Raw genomic sequence first — 15,697 nt, forward strand, 5'->3', positions numbered from 1 at the left:
CATTGGCCGATCGCGTCCTCCCGGAGAGAGCCTGTCCCTCATGACGACAACCTTGATCACCGGGGCCAACAAGGGCCTCGGCCACGAGACCGCCCGCCGGCTGATCGCCGCGGGCCACACCGTCTACGTGGGAGCGCGCGACATCGAGCGGGGCAGGGCGGCCGCGGCCTGGCTCGGCGCGCGGTTCGTGCAACTCGACGTCACCGACGACGCGTCGGTCGCCGCGGCGGCGGCCACCATCGAGGCCGAGGGCGGCCTGGACGTCCTGGTCAACAACGCCGGGATCGAGGTGCGCTCCCCGGAAGGCGAGATCATCGGCGCGGCGGACCTGACCGCCGACGTGATGCGGGAGGTGTTCGAGACCAACGTCTTCGGCGTGGTCCGGGTGACCCACGCCTTCCTGCCGCTGCTGGAGCGCTCCGCCGCGCCGGTCGTGGTCAATGTCAGCAGCAGCCTGGCCTCGCTGGCCGAGGCCGGGAAGGGCTACCCGGGGGTCGCCTACCCGGCCTCCAAGACCGCGGTCAACATGCTCACCGTGCAGTACGCCAAGGCGTTCCCGCGGCTGCGGATCAACTCCGTGGAGCCCGGCTACACCGCGACGGACCTGAACCAGCACGCGGGCATGCAGACCGTCGAGCAGGGCGCCGAGATCATCGTCCGGATGGCCCAGCTGGGCCCGGACGGCCCGACCGGCGGCTACTTCGACGCGGCGGGCCCGCTGCCCTGGTAGGCCGGGCCCGACGCCCTCTGCCCGCCTCGGTTCAGTAGGCGAGCCGGTCGATCAGCCAGGTGCCCAGTTCCTCGGTGACGGCGGTGTGCGTGGTGGTCGTGGACGAGCAGTAGAAGTCGTCCAGATCGCTCTCGTCCGGCGGGAGTTCGTCCACCTTCACATAGAGGTCCTCCTGCCGGCCGATGTCCCGTACGGACACCGCGCTGATCGTCGGCACGAAGCAGATGTCCGGGTGCCGCAGATCCACCGTGCCGCCGCCCTTCTCCAGCGCGTTGGCGAGGATGCGGTACGTGTTGAGCGTGCCGCCGGGGGCGCCGTCGACCTCCGGGAAGCCGTCGGTGGTGATCGTCTTCTCGGCCTTCGGGAAGCGCCGGTTCAGGTAGGCGGCGGTCACGTCGTCGCCCTGGGCCTGGGTGTAGAAGGTGGTGCCCGGGTAGATCCGCTCGACGCGCAGCGCGGTCTCCCCGGGCCGTACCTCGGGCAGCCCCACGCCGTCCCCGCGTCCGCTGGCGACGCCGAGCAGCCGGGGAACGCGGGGCCAGCCACCCAGCCGCGCCAGCTCGTCCAGCAGATCCTTGCGCTCCTTGGCCACCCCGATCTTGCCGGTGTCCTTGTCGTAGTGCTGCCACAGCATCTGGCGGGCGGCCGGGCTGTTCATCTGCCGGGCGAAGTCGTTGTTCGGGAACGGGATGAAGTACGAGAACGCCTGGACGCCGACGGGGATGGTGGCGCCGCGGTGCGGGGTGTCGAACGAGAAGTACGTGCCGGTCTGGTGGTCGAAGCGGTCCGACTCCAGCTTGGCGAGCGCGTACCGGGTCACCAGACCGCCCATGCTGAACCCGCCGACGACCAGCCGCTCCCCGCCCAGCCGCTCGGCGGTGGCCCGCAGGATCGCCGCGATGGCCGCCTGGGCGTTGGTCTGGATGGCGGCGGTGCGCTCGTTGTAGCCGAGCAGGATGACGTCCCGGCCGCGGCGGCGCAGTTCGCTGATGAGGGGGTAGTCGCTCTCCAGGAACTGGTAGAGCTTGTCGAGTTCGCTCCGGCCGAGACTGAAGCCGTCGGAGATGATCACCGGCCGGACGAGGCCCCGGTTCCCCTCCCCGTGAAAGACCCAGGCGAAGCCTTCCGGCAGGCTCCACTCGTTGTCCGGGGACGGTACGTCGACAGGGTTGTGCACCCGCTGGTCGAGCGGGTCGCTGATGGTCAGTCCGGCGAGTTCCGGTTCGGCCGAGTCCTGAGGCGACATGGTGGTGCTCCTAGGTGTCGTCGCGGAGGGCAAGACACCGCCATGGTGGAGCCGCGTTCAGGTCGTACTCGGCGTGTTGGCCTGCGGGTTCATCAGATGGGATGGAACGTGCCGGGGGACCGTTTGATCCCCCCGGCACATGCGTTCAGCCCTTGACAGCCCCGACGAACGCCGCCCAGCTGTCCACGGAGAAGAGCAGCGCCGGACCGGAGGTGTTCTTGCTGTCGCGGACGGGGATGGTGGCGTGACCGGAAGCGATCTCCACGCAGTTGTCGTGGTTGCCGCCGCTGTAGCTGGACTTGTACCACCCGGTGAGGGTGGACGCGTCGGAGACGGTGTGTTCATTCCTCAGCATGTGCGTGTTCCTCCGCTGCCGCTCTGACGAGGGCAAGTGACTCCTGTTGCGACAACGCGTCGCTCAAGGCCAGAGCGTAGGCGGTCTGGCTGGCCTTCACCATCGATGGATCATCCATCAAGTTGCCGGTGAAAACGGCCTCTACGTAGGCCACCGGAGCGGAGTCCGCGAAGCTCATGAGGGTGAGGTCGCTCTGCATGAGGGCGTGCGCTCCGACGCGATACGGAAGCACATGGAGCCGTAGCCGTCCTGCCTCGGCCATGTCGGCCAGCTTGTGCAGCTGTTCGGCCATGACCTCGGGGCCACCGACGCGGTGTCGCAGCGCTGACTCGCTGAGCAGTGTCCAGACGACCGGCTGCTCGGGGCCCTCGAACATGCGGTGGCGTTTCATTCGGTTGACGAGGAACGTTTCAAGTTCCCCGGCCGTGTAGTTCGGCCAGAAGGAACGGAACACGGCGCTTGCGTAGCCCTCGGTCTGGAGCACACCAGGGACCAGAGACAGCCCGTACTGCTGGACGAGCGTGGCCTCTTGCTCAAGCTCGGCCGCGACGGCGAAGTAGTCGCTGTACTTCGACTCCAGGTCCTCCAGCCACCGCTCGAAGAACCCATCTGATCCGAGCGCCCGATCGATCCGCCGTGCGTCGTCGGGTTTGGGCAGCCGTCTGCCCGACTCGTAATGGCTGATCAACGTCGGCGAGCACACGATCTGCTCGCTCAGTTCTTCCTGGGTGAGTCCGGCTGACAATCGCCGCAGCCTCAACTCCTCCCCGTACTTCTCGCGCGGTGTCCGTGGTCTGCGGTCAACGCTCATCCGGATAACTCCCTTGCTGACAAGCGCAAATGTCAACCCCCCACCTCTAGAAAGCGTAGCCACTGCCACCCCACGCTGTGACCAATTCGCCACACACCGCAGTCACCGCACACGAATGGGCAGGTCGGCATGACAAAACTCCTCGCCTGGCTGGTCGAGTTGTTGCTCCACGGGCGGCGCCGCCGCAGGCCGGTGTACCCGCCGTACTCCTGCCCCTACGTCGGCGCGGCCACGACCTACCACCGCGGCCAGGCCCCCCTCCGCGGCGAGGACAGCCGACTCGTCCGCCCCTACCTCGACCTCGTGGAGATCTACGCATGAACGAACGTCTGCTTCCCTGGACCGGCTCCGAGGAGAAGCCCTGCTATCTCATCGGGGACGGCGACGGGTACGTCTCCCGGATCGCGGACCAGGTCGAGGGCGTACAACTCGGCATGGCGGGGAGCCTGCTGGATCACACCGCCGAACTCCTCTCGGGCGAGGGGCTGACCAAGGAGGAGCTGCACTACCTGGTCCGGCGCCTCATCGAGTCCCTGAGGGAGATCAAGCGCATCGCGGAGAGCCGGGGAGCGCGGCTGGCCGGAGCGGCCGACCAGCCGATCGTGGAGACTTGACCGGATGATCAGGATATCGACCCGCCGCCGTACCACCGCACTCGCCGTCCCGCTGCTGCTCGGCGCCGCCCTGACCGGCTGTGCCGACGACAAGCACCTGGACTACCTGACGGACTACTCGAACCACCGCCCCCTGCGCGTCACCGGCTACCCGAGCACTGACAGCCTGCAAGCCGTCCAGAAGGTCGTCTGGCGGCTGGCCGACGGGGACGTCGACGGTCTCGCCGCCCTGAGCACCGAGGGCGGTGACGCGCGGCCCGCGGCCCGTGCCTGGATCAAGGAGTACGGCAAGGCGGCCCGCGGCGAGGTGTCGGCGGACTTCGAGGAGGATTTCGCCGTGCGGCAATCGGTCGTTCTCCACTTCACCGGCCCGAGCCGCACCGAGGAGATCACGGCGCGACCCGGCCCGCACGACACCTGGGGAATCGTGCTGGTGAATCCCGAGCCGAAGGATGTCAAGAAGTCCGGCCCCGCTCCGACTAAAAGGTGAAGGGCCCCGCAGGGGGCCATGAACCGAGGAGTACGCCATGCAGTTCCTGATCTGCCTGCACATCAACCCCGCCGTGCTGGACGCGCTGACCGACGACGAGAAGACCGCGGTCCAGGAGGGGCACGGGAAGTTCATCGAGACGCTGAAGGAGTCCGGTGAGCTGCTCACCACGCAGGCGCTGGCCGACCCCTCCCAGTCCGCCGTCGTCACCGTGCGCGGTGGGAAGACGGTCGTCACCGACGGCCCGTTCCTGGAGGCCAAGGAGCACCTGGGCGGCTTCTACCTGGTCGACTGCGAGGACCGGGAGCGGGCGATCGAGCTGGCCGCGCTGATCCCGGACGCCGGGATCGAGGGCCTGGGCGTCGAGGTGCGCCAGGTGATGTTCGCCTGCGGACAATTGGAGGCATGAGCACACCCAGCCCGGCACCGGACGTCGAGGGCCTGCTGCGCGACCTCGCGCCGCGGGTCCTCGGCGCGCTGGTCCGCGGGAACGGCCGGTTCGAGGACTGCGAGGACGCCGTGCAGGAAGCCGTCCTCGCCGCCACCACCCAGTGGCCGGCCGAGGGCGTGCCCGGCAACCCGCGCGGCTGGCTGACCACGGTCGCCGCCCGCCGGCTGATCGACCAGGCGCGCAGTGATCTCGCCCGGCGGGAGCGGGAGGCCGCGACCGCCGCCGAGGTCGGCCCCGGCGAGGTGCCGGACACCGACGACACGCTGCTCCTGCTGTTCCTGTGCTGCCATCCGACGCTGACCCCGGCCTCCCAGACCGCCCTGACCCTGCGGGCCGTCGGCGGTCTGACCACGGCCGAGATCGCCGGTGCCTTCCTGGTGCCGGAGGCCACGATGGCGGCCCGGATCAGCCGGGCCAAGCAGCGGGTCAGGGCGGCGGGCAGCACCTTCGGGCCACCGGAAGGACCGGAACTCCAGGAGCGGCTGCCGGTCGTCCTGCACGTCCTGTACCTGATCTTCAACGAGGGGTACACCGCCTCCTCGGGCGACCGCCTGGACCGTCCCGACCTCGCCCACGAGGCCATCCGGCTCACCCGGGCCGTGCACACCCAGCTCCCCGAGGACGGCGAGGTCACCGGGCTGCTCGCCCTGATGCTGCTGACCGAGGCCCGGCGCCCGGCCCGTACCACCGCCTCCGGCGACCTGGTGCCGCTGGTGGAGCAGGACCGTACGGCATGGGACCGCACCCTGATCGAGGAGGGCACCGCACTGGTCAGGACTGCCCTCGCCGGACCGGCACTCGGCCCCTATCTGCTCCAGGCCGCCATCGCCGCGACCCACGCCGACGCGGCCAAGGCGGAGGAGACCAACTGGGCGCAGGTGCATGCCCTTTACCTCATCCTGGAGCGGATCGCGCCCAACCCGATGGTCACCCTCAACCGCGCCATCGCCCTTGCCGAGACCGAGAGCCCCGAGGCAGGTCTCACCCTCCTCGCCACCCTGGACGGCGACGACCGCATGGCCCGCCACCACCGGCTGCTGTCCGTCCGCGCACACCTGCTGGAACGCGCCGGTGACACCCAGGGGGCGTACGAGCACTACCGGCGCGCCGCGAAGGCCACGGCCAGCCTCGCCGAACAGCGGTATCTCCAGGCGCGGGCGGCCCGGCTCAGCGGCGGGACATCCGGCGGTAGGCCCGGCCCCGGAAGAAGAGGATGACGAAGGTGATCGCGGCGATGAAGCAGATCATCATGCCGAAGGACAGCAGGGCGAATCCCGCCTCGCTGATGCCCGGCGCGTCGGTCACCGTGGCCATGCCGAGGGCGGTCCGCTCCTGGTGCTCATGGTCGGGATGGTCCACGATGTAGAGGACCTGCGCCGCGATCGCCAGTACGAAGAGCGCCGCCCAGGCCAGGAGCCAGCCGCCCGCCCTGCCCCACCAGGGGATCCGCGGGCGCAGGGCGACCTGCGGGCAGCGGGCCAGCAGGACCCGCCCCAGGTCCCCGGCGTACGCGGCGAGCCCGTCCGTCCGCAGCCGGCGGCCGTCGTCGAAGGTGATCTCGACGCGGTAGCCGTTGCCCAGCCGGGTCGCGAGACGGTTCACGGCGTCGCCCTCGATGTGGAGGTCGGTGACGCGGTCCCACGTCCAGCCGTCGGCCCCTCGCCGCGAGCCGTGGACCAGGCCCAGCTCCCGTACCTCGAAGTACTCTCCGGGCGCGCCGCGCAGCGCCCGCCAGATCTGGACCGCCGCGATCCATACGGCGCCCAGCGCGAGACCGATCAGCAGGCCGATCGCGCGGTTGCCGCCGGCGGAGCGCCCGCTGGTGGCGAAGGCGCTCCACACCCCGAGCCAGCCCGCCGGCACGGCGACGACCAGGGCCCAGGCGGCGTTCACCCACCGCCTGCGATGGTCGACCGGATGCCGGCTGAGCACCGGACCGAGCCGGTCAAGAGCGCTCGCTCCCTCGATAGCAGTCACCGGCCAAGTCAAACACCGCCGGTACGGATGCTCAACACCCGTGTCCGTCAGCGGAGTTGACCGCCCCCTTTCGACGCGTTCCCTAGAAGAACACCCCGCACCGCAGCAGCACATTGGCGTACGGGCTCGCCTCACCGGTGCGCACGATCAGCCGCGCCCCCGCCGACAACTCCTTGAGCCGCTCGTGCGGTACGAAGTCCAGGTTGGCGAACTGCCGCTCCACCAGGTCGAGATGGGCGCCGCGCAGTTCCTCCGCGACCGTGGCGCCCTCCAGGACCAGCTCGTCCACCAGACCGGCGAAGACCTCCGCGAAGGACGGCACACCGGCCCGGAAGGCCAGGTCCACCACGCGCGGACCGCTGGGGATCGGCATGCCCGCGTCGCAGACCAGCACCTCGTCCCCGTGCCCCAACTCGGCCAGCGCGCCCGCCAGATGGCGGTTCAGGATGCCCGACTTCTTCACAGCTGCTCGACCTCCTCGGCCGTCGGGTACGACTCCTGCGCCCCCGCCCTCGTCACGGCCGCCGCGCCCACCCGGGCCGCGTAGCCCGCCGCCTCGGTGAGGGCCGCGCCCGCGCCCAGCTTCCAGGCCAGGGCGGCCGTGAAGGCGTCGCCCGCGCCCGTGGTGTCCACCGCGTCGACCTTCACCGACGCCACCCGGGCCGCGCCCGAGCCGTCGTACACCAGCGCGCCCTCGGCGCCGAGCGTGACCACGACCGAGCGCGGGCCCATCGCCAGCAGCCCGCGCGCCCAGTCCTCGGGCTCCGCCCCGGCGTCCGCGCCCAGGATCACCCGCGCCTCGTGCTCGTTGACGATCAACGGGTCGCAGGCCGCCAGCACCTCGGCGGGCAGCGGGCGCGGCGGGGAGGGGTTGAGCACGAACCGGGTGCCGGACGGCAGCTGCCGTACGACCTCCGCCACCGTCTCCAGCGGGATCTCCAGCTGCGCCGAGATCACGCGCGCCGCCCGGAGCAGCGCGGCGGACTCCCGGACGTCCGCCGGGGTGAGACGGGCGTTCGCGCCGGGCGACACCACGATGCTGTTGTCCCCGGACGGGTCGACGGTGATCAGCGCGACCCCGGTCGGCGCCCCGCCCTCCAGCACGCCCGACGGGTCGACCCCGGCCGAGCGCAGGGAGTCGAGCAGCAGCCGGCCGTGGCCGTCCTCGCCGACGCGCGCCAGCAGGGCCGTACGGGCGCCCAGCCGGGCCGCGGCGACCGCCTGGTTGGCGCCCTTGCCGCCCGGATGCGTGGACAGATCCCCGCCGAGCACCGTCTCACCGGCGGCCGGCCGCCGCTCGACCCCGATCACCAGGTCGGCGTTGGCCGAACCCACGACCAACAGGTCGTAGTCGTACATCAGTTGACTCCCATGAACCCTTTGAATCCGATGCGTCCGCGAACCCGGGGAACGAGCCCGGGCGGACGGTCGCCCCCAGGGTGCCCCGAGGGTGCCCCCATGGTGTACGACCGCCCGCCCGAGCCTTCCCCGCCCGGCTCCGTCAGCCGGTGAACCCGGCCACGTTGTCCTTCGTGACCACCTTCACCGGCACCTTCACCGTCTGCTGCACCTTCTTGCCCTGGGACGCCTTGAGCGCGTTGTCCACGGCGATCCGGCCGAGCTGGGTCGGCTGCTGCGCGACGGAGGCGTACAGCGTGCCCGCCTTGACCGCGTTCAGGCCGTCCGGGGTGCCGTCGAAGCCGACCACCGGCACCGACGTACCGGCCTTGGAACCCAGCGCCTTGATCGCGCCGAGCGCCATCTCGTCGTTGGCGGCGATGACGCCCTGCACGTCCGGGTGGGCCTGGAGCAGGTTCGACATCACATCGAGGCCCTTGGTGCGGTCGAAGTCGGCGGGTTGCTGGGCGACCACCTTGATGCCCGGGTACGCCTTCAGCCCGTTGGCGAAGCCCTGCGCACGCTCACGCGCCGCCGAGGTGCCCGCCTGACCCTGGAGGATCACGATCTTGCCCTTGCCGCCCAGCTTCTCGGCGATCGTCCTGGCCGCCTGCTCGCCACCGGCGATGTTGTCCGAGGCCACCAGGGCGTCCACGGCGGCCTTGTTGACCCCGCGGTCGACCGCGATCACCGGGATCTTCGCCTTGTCGGCGGCCTTGACCGAGTTGCTCGCCGCGTCCGAGTCCACGGGGTTGACGATGATCGCGTCAAGGCTCGAACTGGTGAAGTTCTGGAGCTGGTTGGCCTGCTGGGAGGCGTCGTTCTGTGCGTCGGTGACCGTCAGGTCCACGCCCAGCTTCTTCGCCTCGGCCTGCGCGCCGGAGCGGACGCCCACGAAGAACGGGTTGTTGAGGGTCGACAGCGACAGGCCCACCTTCGGGTTCGCCGAGGCCGAGGAGCCGTTGTGCAGGAAGGAGGTCGCGCCGACGATCGCCACCGTCACCACGGCCGCGAGCCCGTACGTCGCCGCCTGCCTGCCCTTGTTGCCGCCGCCACCGGAGGTCACCGGGGTGGCACCCGCCTTGCGGCGCACCGTGTCGAGCAGCACCGCCAGCGCGATGACGACACCGATCACGACCTGCTGCCAGAACGCGGAGACGTTCAGCAGGTTCAGGCCGTTGCGCAGCACCGCGAGGATCAGCGCGCCGACCAGGGTGCCGGACGCCTTGCCGGTGCCGCCCGCGAGCGAGGCACCGCCGATGACGACCGCCGCGATCGCGTCCAGCTCATAGCCGTCGGCGGCCTGCGGTTGCGCGGAGGACAGCCGGGAGGCCAGCACGATGCCGGCCACCGCCGCGAACACACCGGACAGGGCGTAGATCGCGAGCTTCTGCTTCTTGACCCGCAGGCCCGAAAGGCGCGCGGCCTCCTCGTTGCCGCCGATCGCGTACATCGAACGGCCGATGTAGGTGCGGGCGAGCACGAACGCGGCCAGCAGCCCCATCACGATCATCACCAGGACCGGCACCGGCAGCCAGTCGCCGAGCGTGTCACCGAGGTGCGAGACCGAGTCCGGGAACGGGATCGGCACACCACCGGAGATCACCAGCGACAGACCGCGCCCCACCGACAGCATCGCGAGCGTCGCGATGAACGGCGGCAGCTTGCCGTAGGCGATGAGGAAACCGTTCACCAGACCGGCCGCGACACCCGTGGCCACCGCCAGGACGACGGCCAGCACGACCGGCACCCCGTGCTGGGTGGCGCTCCACGCCAGCACCGTCGCCGACAGCGCGGCCACCGAGCCGACCGACAGGTCGATGCCCGCGGCCACGATCACGAAGGTGACACCGAAGGCCAGGATCGCCGTCACGGCCGCCTGGACACCGATGTTCAGCAGGTTGTCCGTCGTGAGGAAGTCACCGGACAGCGCCGACAGGGCGATGACCAGGACGATCAGCGCGGTCAGCGCGCCGTTGTCGAGCAGCAGCCGGCGCAGGCCGCCCGGGGCGCCACTCGCTCCCGTCGTGCTCTTGAGCGTGTCAGTGGCCACGGGTGGCCTCCTTCGCGGTGTCGGTGTTCTGAAGCGTGGGGGTGGATACGGCGAGCGCCATCACGGCGTCCTGGGTGGCCTCGTCGGCCGCGAGTTCTCCGGCGATCCGGCCCTGGGCCATCACCAGCACCCGGTCGCTCATGCCGAGCACCTCGGGCAGATCGCTGGAGATCATCAGTACGGCGGCACCGGCGGCCGTCAGCTCGTTGATCAGCTGATAGATCTCGACCTTGGCGCCGACGTCGATACCGCGCGTCGGCTCGTCGAGGATCAGCACCTTGGTGTCGGCCAGCAGCCACTTGCCGATGACGACCTTCTGCTGGTTGCCGCCGGACAACGTGCGCACATGCTGACCGAGCCCGGCCATCCGCACCCCCAGCTGACCGGCGATCCGCTCCGCCGACACGTGCTGCGCCTTGCGGTCGACCAGCCCGGCGCGGGTCGCGGCCCGCATGGTCACCAGGCCCAGGTTCTCCTCGACCGAGGCGTCCAGCACGAGGCCCTGCCCCTTGCGGTCCTCGGGCACGAGCCCGATCCCCGCCGCCATGGCGGCGTTCACATCGGAGCGCCGGAGCGCGGTGCCGCCGACCTTCACGGACCCGTCGTCGTACGGATCCGCGCCGAACACGGCCCGTACGACCTCGGTCCGCCCGGCGCCCACCAGCCCGGCGATGCCGACGACCTCGCCGGCGTGCACCTCGAAGCTCACATCGTGGAAGACGCCGTTCCGGGTCAGCCCCTCGACACTGAGCAACGCGGCGCCCTTGTCGGGGCGTTGACGCGGGTACTGCTGCTCGATGGAGCGCCCGACCATGAGCCGTACCAGCTCGTCCTCGGGGGTGGCGGCGGGCACCTGGCCCACGCTCTTGCCGTCCCGGATGACGGTGACCCGGTCGCCCAGGGCGGCGATCTCGTCGAGGTGGTGCGTGATGAAGACGATCCCCACGCCGTCCGCCCGCAGCTGCCGCACGATGGCGAAGAGCTTGTCGACCTCCTCCGAGGTCAGCACGGCGGTCGGCTCGTCCATGATGAGCACCCGCGCGTCCAGGCTGAGCGCCTTGGCGATCTCCACCATCTGAAGCCGGGCGATGCCCAGGTCGCGCACCCGGGCCCGGGGCGAGACCTGCACGCCGACCCGCTCCAGGAGCTTCGCGGCCTCGGCCTCCATCCGCTTCCGGTCGATCATCCCGAGGCGGCGCGGCTGCCGGCCGAGGAAGATGTTCTCGGCGACGGTCAGGTCCGGAACCAGGTTGAACTCCTGGTAGATGGTGGCGATCCCGAGCCGCTCGGAGTCCTGCGCACCATGGATGCGGGTCTCCCGACCGCCGACGAGGATCCGCCCGGCGTCGGGCGTATAGGCACCGGAGAGCATCTTGATGAGCGTGCTCTTGCCGGCGCCGTTCTCACCGAGCAGCACATGCACCTCGCCCCGGCGCAGGTCGAAGTCGACACCGTCGAGCGCGACCACGCCGGGAAAGGTCTTGCGTATGCCCTCGATGCGCAGCAACTCGTCCGGGTTGCTCACGTCGTGCTCCTTTGCACTGGGGGGAGGGACGGGGTGGGGATGATGCGGGCCGTCTCCGGCGCCTCACCGCAGGAGCGGCGTACGACCAGCCGGGCGGCGAGGGTGACGGACGCGGCCGGCCGCCCCTCGATCCGGTCGACCAGGGCGCGTACGGCGGCCCGGCCCAACTCGCCGGTGGGCTGGGCGATCGCGGTGACCGGGGGATCGGTGTGCACGAACCACGGGATGTCGTCGAACGCGGCGAGCGCGATGTCGTCGGGCACCCGCAGCCCGCGCGCCCGGACGGCGTCCAGGGCACCGAGCGCCATCAGGTTGTCCGCCGCGAAGACGGCGTCCGGCGGCTCGGGAAGATCGAGGAACCCCTCGGTGACCCGGCGCCCGCTGGCGGCCTGGAAGTCGCCCTGGCCGATATAGACGTCGGGCAGGGGGAGTCCGTACGCGGCCAGCGCGGCGCGGAACGCCTCGACGCGCTCGCTGCCGGTGGTGGTCGCGGCGGGCCCCGCGATGATCGCGACCCGCCGGTGCCCGAGGGCGTGCAGATGCGCGACGAGGTCCTGTACGGCGGCTCGTCCGTCGGCGCGTACGACGGGGACGTCGACGCCGGGGATCCAGCGGTCCACGAACACCATGGGGGTACCGGCGCGGGCGGCGTCCAGCATCAGCGGGGAGCCGCCGTCGGTGGGGGAGACGAGGAGTCCGTCGATCCGCCGGTCGAGCAGGTTCCGTACGTGGTGGTCCTGGAGGTCGGGCCGCTCGTCGGCGTTCCCGATGATGACGCTGTACCCGAGCGCGCGGGCCTCCTCCTCCACCGAGCGGGCCAGCTCGGTGAAGTAGGGGTTCAGCACATCGCTGATCACGAGGCCGAGGGTGTGGGTCTGATCGGTGCGCAGCGAACGCGCCACGGCGTTCGGGCGGTACCCCAGCGACTCCACGGCGGCCAGCACCCGGGCCCGGGCGTCCGCACTCACGGACGGATGCGCGTTCAGCACCCGCGAAACCGTCGCGACGGACACGCCCGCCGCGGCGGCGACGTCCTTGATACTCGCCACCTCCGGCCCACCTCCTTGTGAACTCGTGACGCTTGGAATCGATTACATCGAGACGAGAAACGATTGGAATCGATTACATGGGTGGTGACAAGGGGGTGGGGGTGGCCGAAACGGAATCGTGACCTGGCGTGAAAGTGCGGTACTTGGGGGTCGCCCGCCCCCGGGGGCGGGCGGAAGGCGTCGGCCTTCAGGTCAGGCGAGCCTTCGGGTCAGGCGAGCCTTCGGGTCAGGGGAGGAGGACGACCTTGCCCCGGACGCGGCGGGACTCGATGTCGGCGTGGGCGCGGGCGGCGTCCGCCAGGGGGTAGGTGCCGCCCAGCGGGAGGACGAGCCGGCCCGCGGCCGCCGCCACGACCAGTTCCGGCAGGGCCTCGGGGAGCCGGTCGGCCGGCCCGCCGGCGCTGAAGCGCACGCCGTGCTGCGCCGCGGACATGTCGGCGATGGTGAGCACCCGCGCGGCGTCCCCGGTCAGCGCGACCGAGTCGGCCAGTACGCCCGCGTCGGAGCAGTCGAGCACCCGGTCCACACCCTGCGGCGCGGCGGCCCGCACCCGCTCCGCCCAGCCCTCCCCGTACGGCACGGCGGTGGCGCCGAGTCCGGTGAGCCCCTCGGTGTCGTGCTCCCCGGCGGTGGTGACCACGGTGATGCCCCGGGCCGTGGCGAGCTGGACGGCGAGGATGCCGACGCTGCCGCCCGCGCCGTGGACCAGCAGGGTCTCGCCCGCCCGGGGGTCCAGTTGGTGCAGCGCGCGGTAGGCGGTCTCGCCCACCGTCACCAGCGCGGCGGCGATCTCGAAGGAGATCTCCGCGGGCTTGCGGATCGGCCGCTCCAGCAGGACGTACTCGCTGTAGCCGCCGTTCGGGGTGGCGCCGAGGACCTCGTCGCCGACGCGTACGCCGGCGCCCTGGCCCGCCTTGTCGACGACACCGGCCACATCGAGGCCCGGCCGTACCGGGAACTCGGCGGGGAAGGCCTTGGCCATCGCGCCGGAACGGATCTTCAGGTCGATCGGATTGACCGCGGCCGCCCGGACCCTGATCCGGACCTGGCCCGGCCCCGGCTCGGGCACGTCGGTCTCGGAGAGGGTCAGCACGTCGGGGCCGCCGAAGTGCGTGTAGCTGATGGTGCGGGACATCGGGAACTCCAGGGAGGGGAGGGGAGGGGGTGGGGGTACGAGGACGGTCGTACCCGGAACCGGGCCGCGCGGTCGGTGTGATCAGCCGGCGAGGGTCGGGTAGTCGGTGTAGCCGTGCTCGTCGCCGCCGTAGAACGTGGCGCGGTCGGGCTCGTTGAAGGGGCCGCCGGAAGCCAGCCGGGCGGGCAGGTCGGGGTTGGCGAGGAACAGGCCGCCGAAGCTGAGGAGATCGGCGGTGCCGTCCTCGATCAGCGTCAGCTCGCCGGGGCCGGTCGGGGTCCCCCCGGTCTGGGGGTTGAGGACGAGGACGCCGCCGAACAGCTTGCGCAGCTCCAGGGTCAGCTCACGGTCCGGGCCCTCCAGCACATGCAGATAGGCGAGGCCGAGCGGCTCGATCGCGGAGACGAGGGCGCGGTAGGTGTCGCGGTGGCCGTCCTCGACGATGTCGTTGAACGGGACGGCCGGGGAGATCCGCAGCCCCACGCGGTGCGCGCCGATGGCCTCGGTCACGGCGCGGGCGACCTCGACGGTGAAGCGGATCCGGCCCGCGACCGAGCCGCCCCAGCCGTCGGTGCGCAGATTGGCGTTGGTGGACAGGAACTGGTGCGGCAGGTAGCCGTTGGCGCCGTGCAGTTCGACGCCGTCGAAACCGGCCTCGACGGCGTTGCGGGCCGCGCGGGCGAAGTCCTCGATGGTCCCCTCGATCTCGGCCTCGGTCAGCTCGGCCGGGACGACGAAGTCCTTCATGCCCTCATGGGTGAACACCTGCCCGGCCGCGGCGACCGGCGAGGGGCCGACGGGTACGAGCCCGTCGGGCAGCAGCGCGGGGTGCCCGATCCGGCCGGTGTGCATGAGCTGCGCGAAGATCACGCCGCCCGCGCGGTGCACGGCGTCGGTGACCTGCCGCCAGGCCGCGACCTGCTCCTCGGAGTGCAGGCCGGGGGTGTCCGGGTATCCCTGGCCGACCACCGACGGCTGCACGCCCTCGGTGATGATCAGCCCGGCTCCGGCGCGCTGTGCGTAGTACGTCGCCATCGTCTCGGTCGCGCTCGCGCCGGGTCCGTAGGCGCGGCTGCGGGTCATCGGCGCCATGGCGATGCGGTTGGCGAGGCGTGTGCCGCCCAGGTCGATCGGGTCGAAAGCGGTGGTGGTCATGATCAAGCCCTCCATGTGATGGCGATTTACCTGTCCGAACAGTAAAACTGCCCGCAGGTATTCCGCAACCAGGAGTGACGGCGGCCACGAAGGAGCTTTTGTACTCGCCGGGAGCGGGGAGTAGCCGGTCCGGACGGGTTATCCTGTCCGAGCAGGATCTATTGCTCGAAGGAGACGCAGGCGATGAAGGCATCCGCAGCCGAAGGTGCGGGCGAGGAGGGCACCACGCCCCCGGCGGACGTGGCGGTGGCGGTGCCCTCGGCCGCGACGGGTGGCCCGGTCAGCCATGCGATCTTCCGCGTGGCCCGCACGCACCGCATGATCGCCGGGCAACTGCTGCGCCGGGTGGGTCTGCATCCCGGCCAGGAGCTGGTCATGATGCAGCTGTGGGAACTCGGCCCGCAGCGGCAGGCCGACCTCGTCCGCCTGCTCGACTCCGACGCGGCGACCATGGCCCGCACGGTCCGCCGCCTGGAGCAGGCCGGCTTCGTACGCCGCTGTCCCTGCGCCGACGACAAACGCGCCTACCTGATCGAGGCCACCACCGCGAGCCACGCGCTGCGCGAGCAGGTCGAATCCCTGTGGCGCCAACTGGAGGACGCCACCCTCGCCAACCTCTCCCCGGCCGAACAGGCGGACGTCCTCCACGTCCTGGAGGGCTTGGAATCCCGCCTCACCCACGCCGCCGCACAACTGGGGGCGTGAGCC

General features: G+C 71.1%; 18 protein-coding genes. 7 read left to right on the forward strand and 11 right to left on the reverse strand.

The features are described 5' to 3' along the window. The first annotated feature begins 40 nt into the window (after window positions 1-40). On the forward strand, window positions 41-730 hold the full coding sequence (locus HEP81_RS25045) for an SDR family oxidoreductase (RefSeq protein ID WP_037651627.1): 690 nt from the start codon (window positions 41-43) through the stop codon (window positions 728-730). A gap of 31 nt (window positions 731-761) precedes the next feature. Here HEP81_RS25045 and HEP81_RS25050 read toward each other — a convergent pair whose 3' ends face one another. The 3 genes from HEP81_RS25050 to HEP81_RS25060 form a co-directional block, all read right to left on the reverse strand. Next, complete coding sequence (locus HEP81_RS25050) at window positions 762-1,976, reverse strand: esterase/lipase family protein (RefSeq protein WP_037651629.1); 1,215 nt, start codon at window positions 1,974-1,976, stop codon at window positions 762-764. A 145-nt stretch (window positions 1,977-2,121) separates the two neighbouring features. After that, the gene (locus HEP81_RS25055; protein WP_037651630.1) at window positions 2,122-2,331 is read right to left on the reverse strand and encodes a DUF397 domain-containing protein; all 210 of its coding nucleotides are present in this window, start codon (window positions 2,329-2,331) and stop codon (window positions 2,122-2,124) included. Further along, window positions 2,318-3,142, reverse strand: coding sequence for a helix-turn-helix domain-containing protein (locus HEP81_RS25060; protein ID WP_037651632.1), 825 nt, complete (start codon window positions 3,140-3,142; stop codon window positions 2,318-2,320). Before HEP81_RS25060 ends, HEP81_RS25055 begins: the two co-directional genes overlap by 14 nt. Before the next feature lie 129 nt (window positions 3,143-3,271). Between HEP81_RS25060 and HEP81_RS25065 the strand changes: the two genes are divergently transcribed. The 5 genes from HEP81_RS25065 to HEP81_RS25085 are packed head-to-tail and all read left to right on the forward strand — an operon-like array spanning window position 3,272 to window position 5,914. Continuing rightward, the gene (locus tag HEP81_RS25065; protein ID WP_037651633.1) at window positions 3,272-3,463 is read left to right on the forward strand and encodes a hypothetical protein; all 192 of its coding nucleotides are present in this window, start codon (window positions 3,272-3,274) and stop codon (window positions 3,461-3,463) included. Then, the gene (locus HEP81_RS25070; protein ID WP_037651635.1) at window positions 3,460-3,756 is read left to right on the forward strand and encodes a hypothetical protein; all 297 of its coding nucleotides are present in this window, start codon (window positions 3,460-3,462) and stop codon (window positions 3,754-3,756) included. The genes HEP81_RS25065 and HEP81_RS25070 overlap by 4 nt, the downstream gene beginning before the upstream one ends. 4 nt (window positions 3,757-3,760) lie before the next feature. Continuing rightward, complete coding sequence (locus HEP81_RS25075) at window positions 3,761-4,246, forward strand: hypothetical protein (RefSeq protein ID WP_037651637.1); 486 nt, start codon at window positions 3,761-3,763, stop codon at window positions 4,244-4,246. 37 nt (window positions 4,247-4,283) lie between these two features. After that, complete coding sequence (locus HEP81_RS25080; protein WP_037651639.1) at window positions 4,284-4,655, forward strand: YciI family protein; 372 nt, start codon at window positions 4,284-4,286, stop codon at window positions 4,653-4,655. Further along, window positions 4,652-5,914, forward strand: coding sequence for an RNA polymerase sigma factor (locus HEP81_RS25085; protein ID WP_051849871.1), 1,263 nt, complete (start codon window positions 4,652-4,654; stop codon window positions 5,912-5,914). Before HEP81_RS25080 ends, HEP81_RS25085 begins: the two co-directional genes overlap by 4 nt. Here the strand turns inward: HEP81_RS25085 and HEP81_RS25090 are convergent. From HEP81_RS25090 to HEP81_RS25125, 8 genes are all read right to left on the reverse strand, one after another. Next, on the reverse strand, window positions 5,865-6,674 hold the full coding sequence (locus HEP81_RS25090; RefSeq protein WP_157854318.1) for a hypothetical protein: 810 nt from the start codon (window positions 6,672-6,674) through the stop codon (window positions 5,865-5,867). The genes HEP81_RS25085 and HEP81_RS25090 overlap by 50 nt on opposite strands. 82 nt (window positions 6,675-6,756) lie before the next feature. Continuing rightward, window positions 6,757-7,137, reverse strand: a complete 381-nt coding sequence (gene rbsD, locus HEP81_RS25095; RefSeq protein WP_037651643.1) for a D-ribose pyranase — start codon at window positions 7,135-7,137, stop codon at window positions 6,757-6,759. Further along, window positions 7,134-8,033 (reverse strand): ribokinase, encoded by a 900-nt coding sequence (locus tag HEP81_RS25100; RefSeq protein WP_037651644.1) that lies wholly within the window; start codon window positions 8,031-8,033, stop codon window positions 7,134-7,136. The genes rbsD and HEP81_RS25100 overlap by 4 nt, the downstream gene beginning before the upstream one ends. A gap of 142 nt (window positions 8,034-8,175) precedes the next feature. Then, complete coding sequence (locus HEP81_RS25105; protein ID WP_037651646.1) at window positions 8,176-10,125, reverse strand: ABC transporter permease/substrate-binding protein; 1,950 nt, start codon at window positions 10,123-10,125, stop codon at window positions 8,176-8,178. Continuing rightward, a complete protein-coding gene (locus HEP81_RS25110) occupies window positions 10,115-11,650 on the reverse strand; it encodes a sugar ABC transporter ATP-binding protein (RefSeq protein ID WP_037651648.1) in 1,536 nt (511 codons plus the stop codon). The genes HEP81_RS25105 and HEP81_RS25110 overlap by 11 nt, the downstream gene beginning before the upstream one ends. Then, window positions 11,647-12,699: a LacI family DNA-binding transcriptional regulator gene (locus tag HEP81_RS25115; protein WP_037651650.1), complete on the reverse strand. Its 1,053-nt coding sequence runs from the start codon at window positions 12,697-12,699 to the stop codon at window positions 11,647-11,649. The genes HEP81_RS25110 and HEP81_RS25115 overlap by 4 nt, the downstream gene beginning before the upstream one ends. 226 nt (window positions 12,700-12,925) lie before the next feature. Continuing rightward, window positions 12,926-13,834 (reverse strand): NADP-dependent oxidoreductase, encoded by a 909-nt coding sequence (locus HEP81_RS25120; RefSeq protein WP_037651652.1) that lies wholly within the window; start codon window positions 13,832-13,834, stop codon window positions 12,926-12,928. Between the two features lie 81 nt (window positions 13,835-13,915). Then, a complete protein-coding gene (locus tag HEP81_RS25125) occupies window positions 13,916-14,989 on the reverse strand; it encodes an alkene reductase (RefSeq protein WP_037651935.1) in 1,074 nt (357 codons plus the stop codon). A gap of 183 nt (window positions 14,990-15,172) precedes the next feature. On the opposite strand from HEP81_RS25125, the gene HEP81_RS25130 reads away from it, so the two are divergent. Next, window positions 15,173-15,694 (forward strand): MarR family winged helix-turn-helix transcriptional regulator, encoded by a 522-nt coding sequence (locus HEP81_RS25130; protein WP_078967144.1) that lies wholly within the window; start codon window positions 15,173-15,175, stop codon window positions 15,692-15,694. Window positions 15,695-15,697: the final 3 nt, after the last annotated feature.

It is taken from the genome of Streptomyces griseofuscus (assembly GCF_014673495.1).
Classification (GTDB): Bacteria; Actinomycetota; Actinomycetes; order Streptomycetales; family Streptomycetaceae; genus Streptomyces; species Streptomyces murinus.

Coding starts and splice junctions, on each gene's coding strand:
- HEP81_RS25060 (WP_037651632.1), bottom strand. CDS start 3,142: ATGAGCGTTGACCGCAGACCACGGACACCGCGCGAGAAGTACGGGGAG.
- HEP81_RS25125 (WP_037651935.1), bottom strand. CDS start 14,989: ATGACCACCACCGCTTTCGACCCGATCGACCTGGGCGGCACACGCCTC.
- HEP81_RS25055 (WP_037651630.1), bottom strand. CDS start 2,331: ATGCTGAGGAATGAACACACCGTCTCCGACGCGTCCACCCTCACCGGG.
- HEP81_RS25065 (WP_037651633.1), top strand. CDS start 3,272: ATGACAAAACTCCTCGCCTGGCTGGTCGAGTTGTTGCTCCACGGGCGG.
- HEP81_RS25085 (WP_051849871.1), top strand. CDS start 4,652: ATGAGCACACCCAGCCCGGCACCGGACGTCGAGGGCCTGCTGCGCGAC.
- HEP81_RS25045 (WP_037651627.1), top strand. CDS start 41: ATGACGACAACCTTGATCACCGGGGCCAACAAGGGCCTCGGCCACGAG.
- HEP81_RS25075 (WP_037651637.1), top strand. CDS start 3,761: ATGATCAGGATATCGACCCGCCGCCGTACCACCGCACTCGCCGTCCCG.
- HEP81_RS25100 (WP_037651644.1), bottom strand. CDS start 8,033: ATGTACGACTACGACCTGTTGGTCGTGGGTTCGGCCAACGCCGACCTG.
- HEP81_RS25130 (WP_078967144.1), top strand. CDS start 15,173: ATGAAGGCATCCGCAGCCGAAGGTGCGGGCGAGGAGGGCACCACGCCC.
- HEP81_RS25080 (WP_037651639.1), top strand. CDS start 4,284: ATGCAGTTCCTGATCTGCCTGCACATCAACCCCGCCGTGCTGGACGCG.
- HEP81_RS25050 (WP_037651629.1), bottom strand. CDS start 1,976: ATGTCGCCTCAGGACTCGGCCGAACCGGAACTCGCCGGACTGACCATC.
- HEP81_RS25070 (WP_037651635.1), top strand. CDS start 3,460: ATGAACGAACGTCTGCTTCCCTGGACCGGCTCCGAGGAGAAGCCCTGC.
- HEP81_RS25120 (WP_037651652.1), bottom strand. CDS start 13,834: ATGTCCCGCACCATCAGCTACACGCACTTCGGCGGCCCCGACGTGCTG.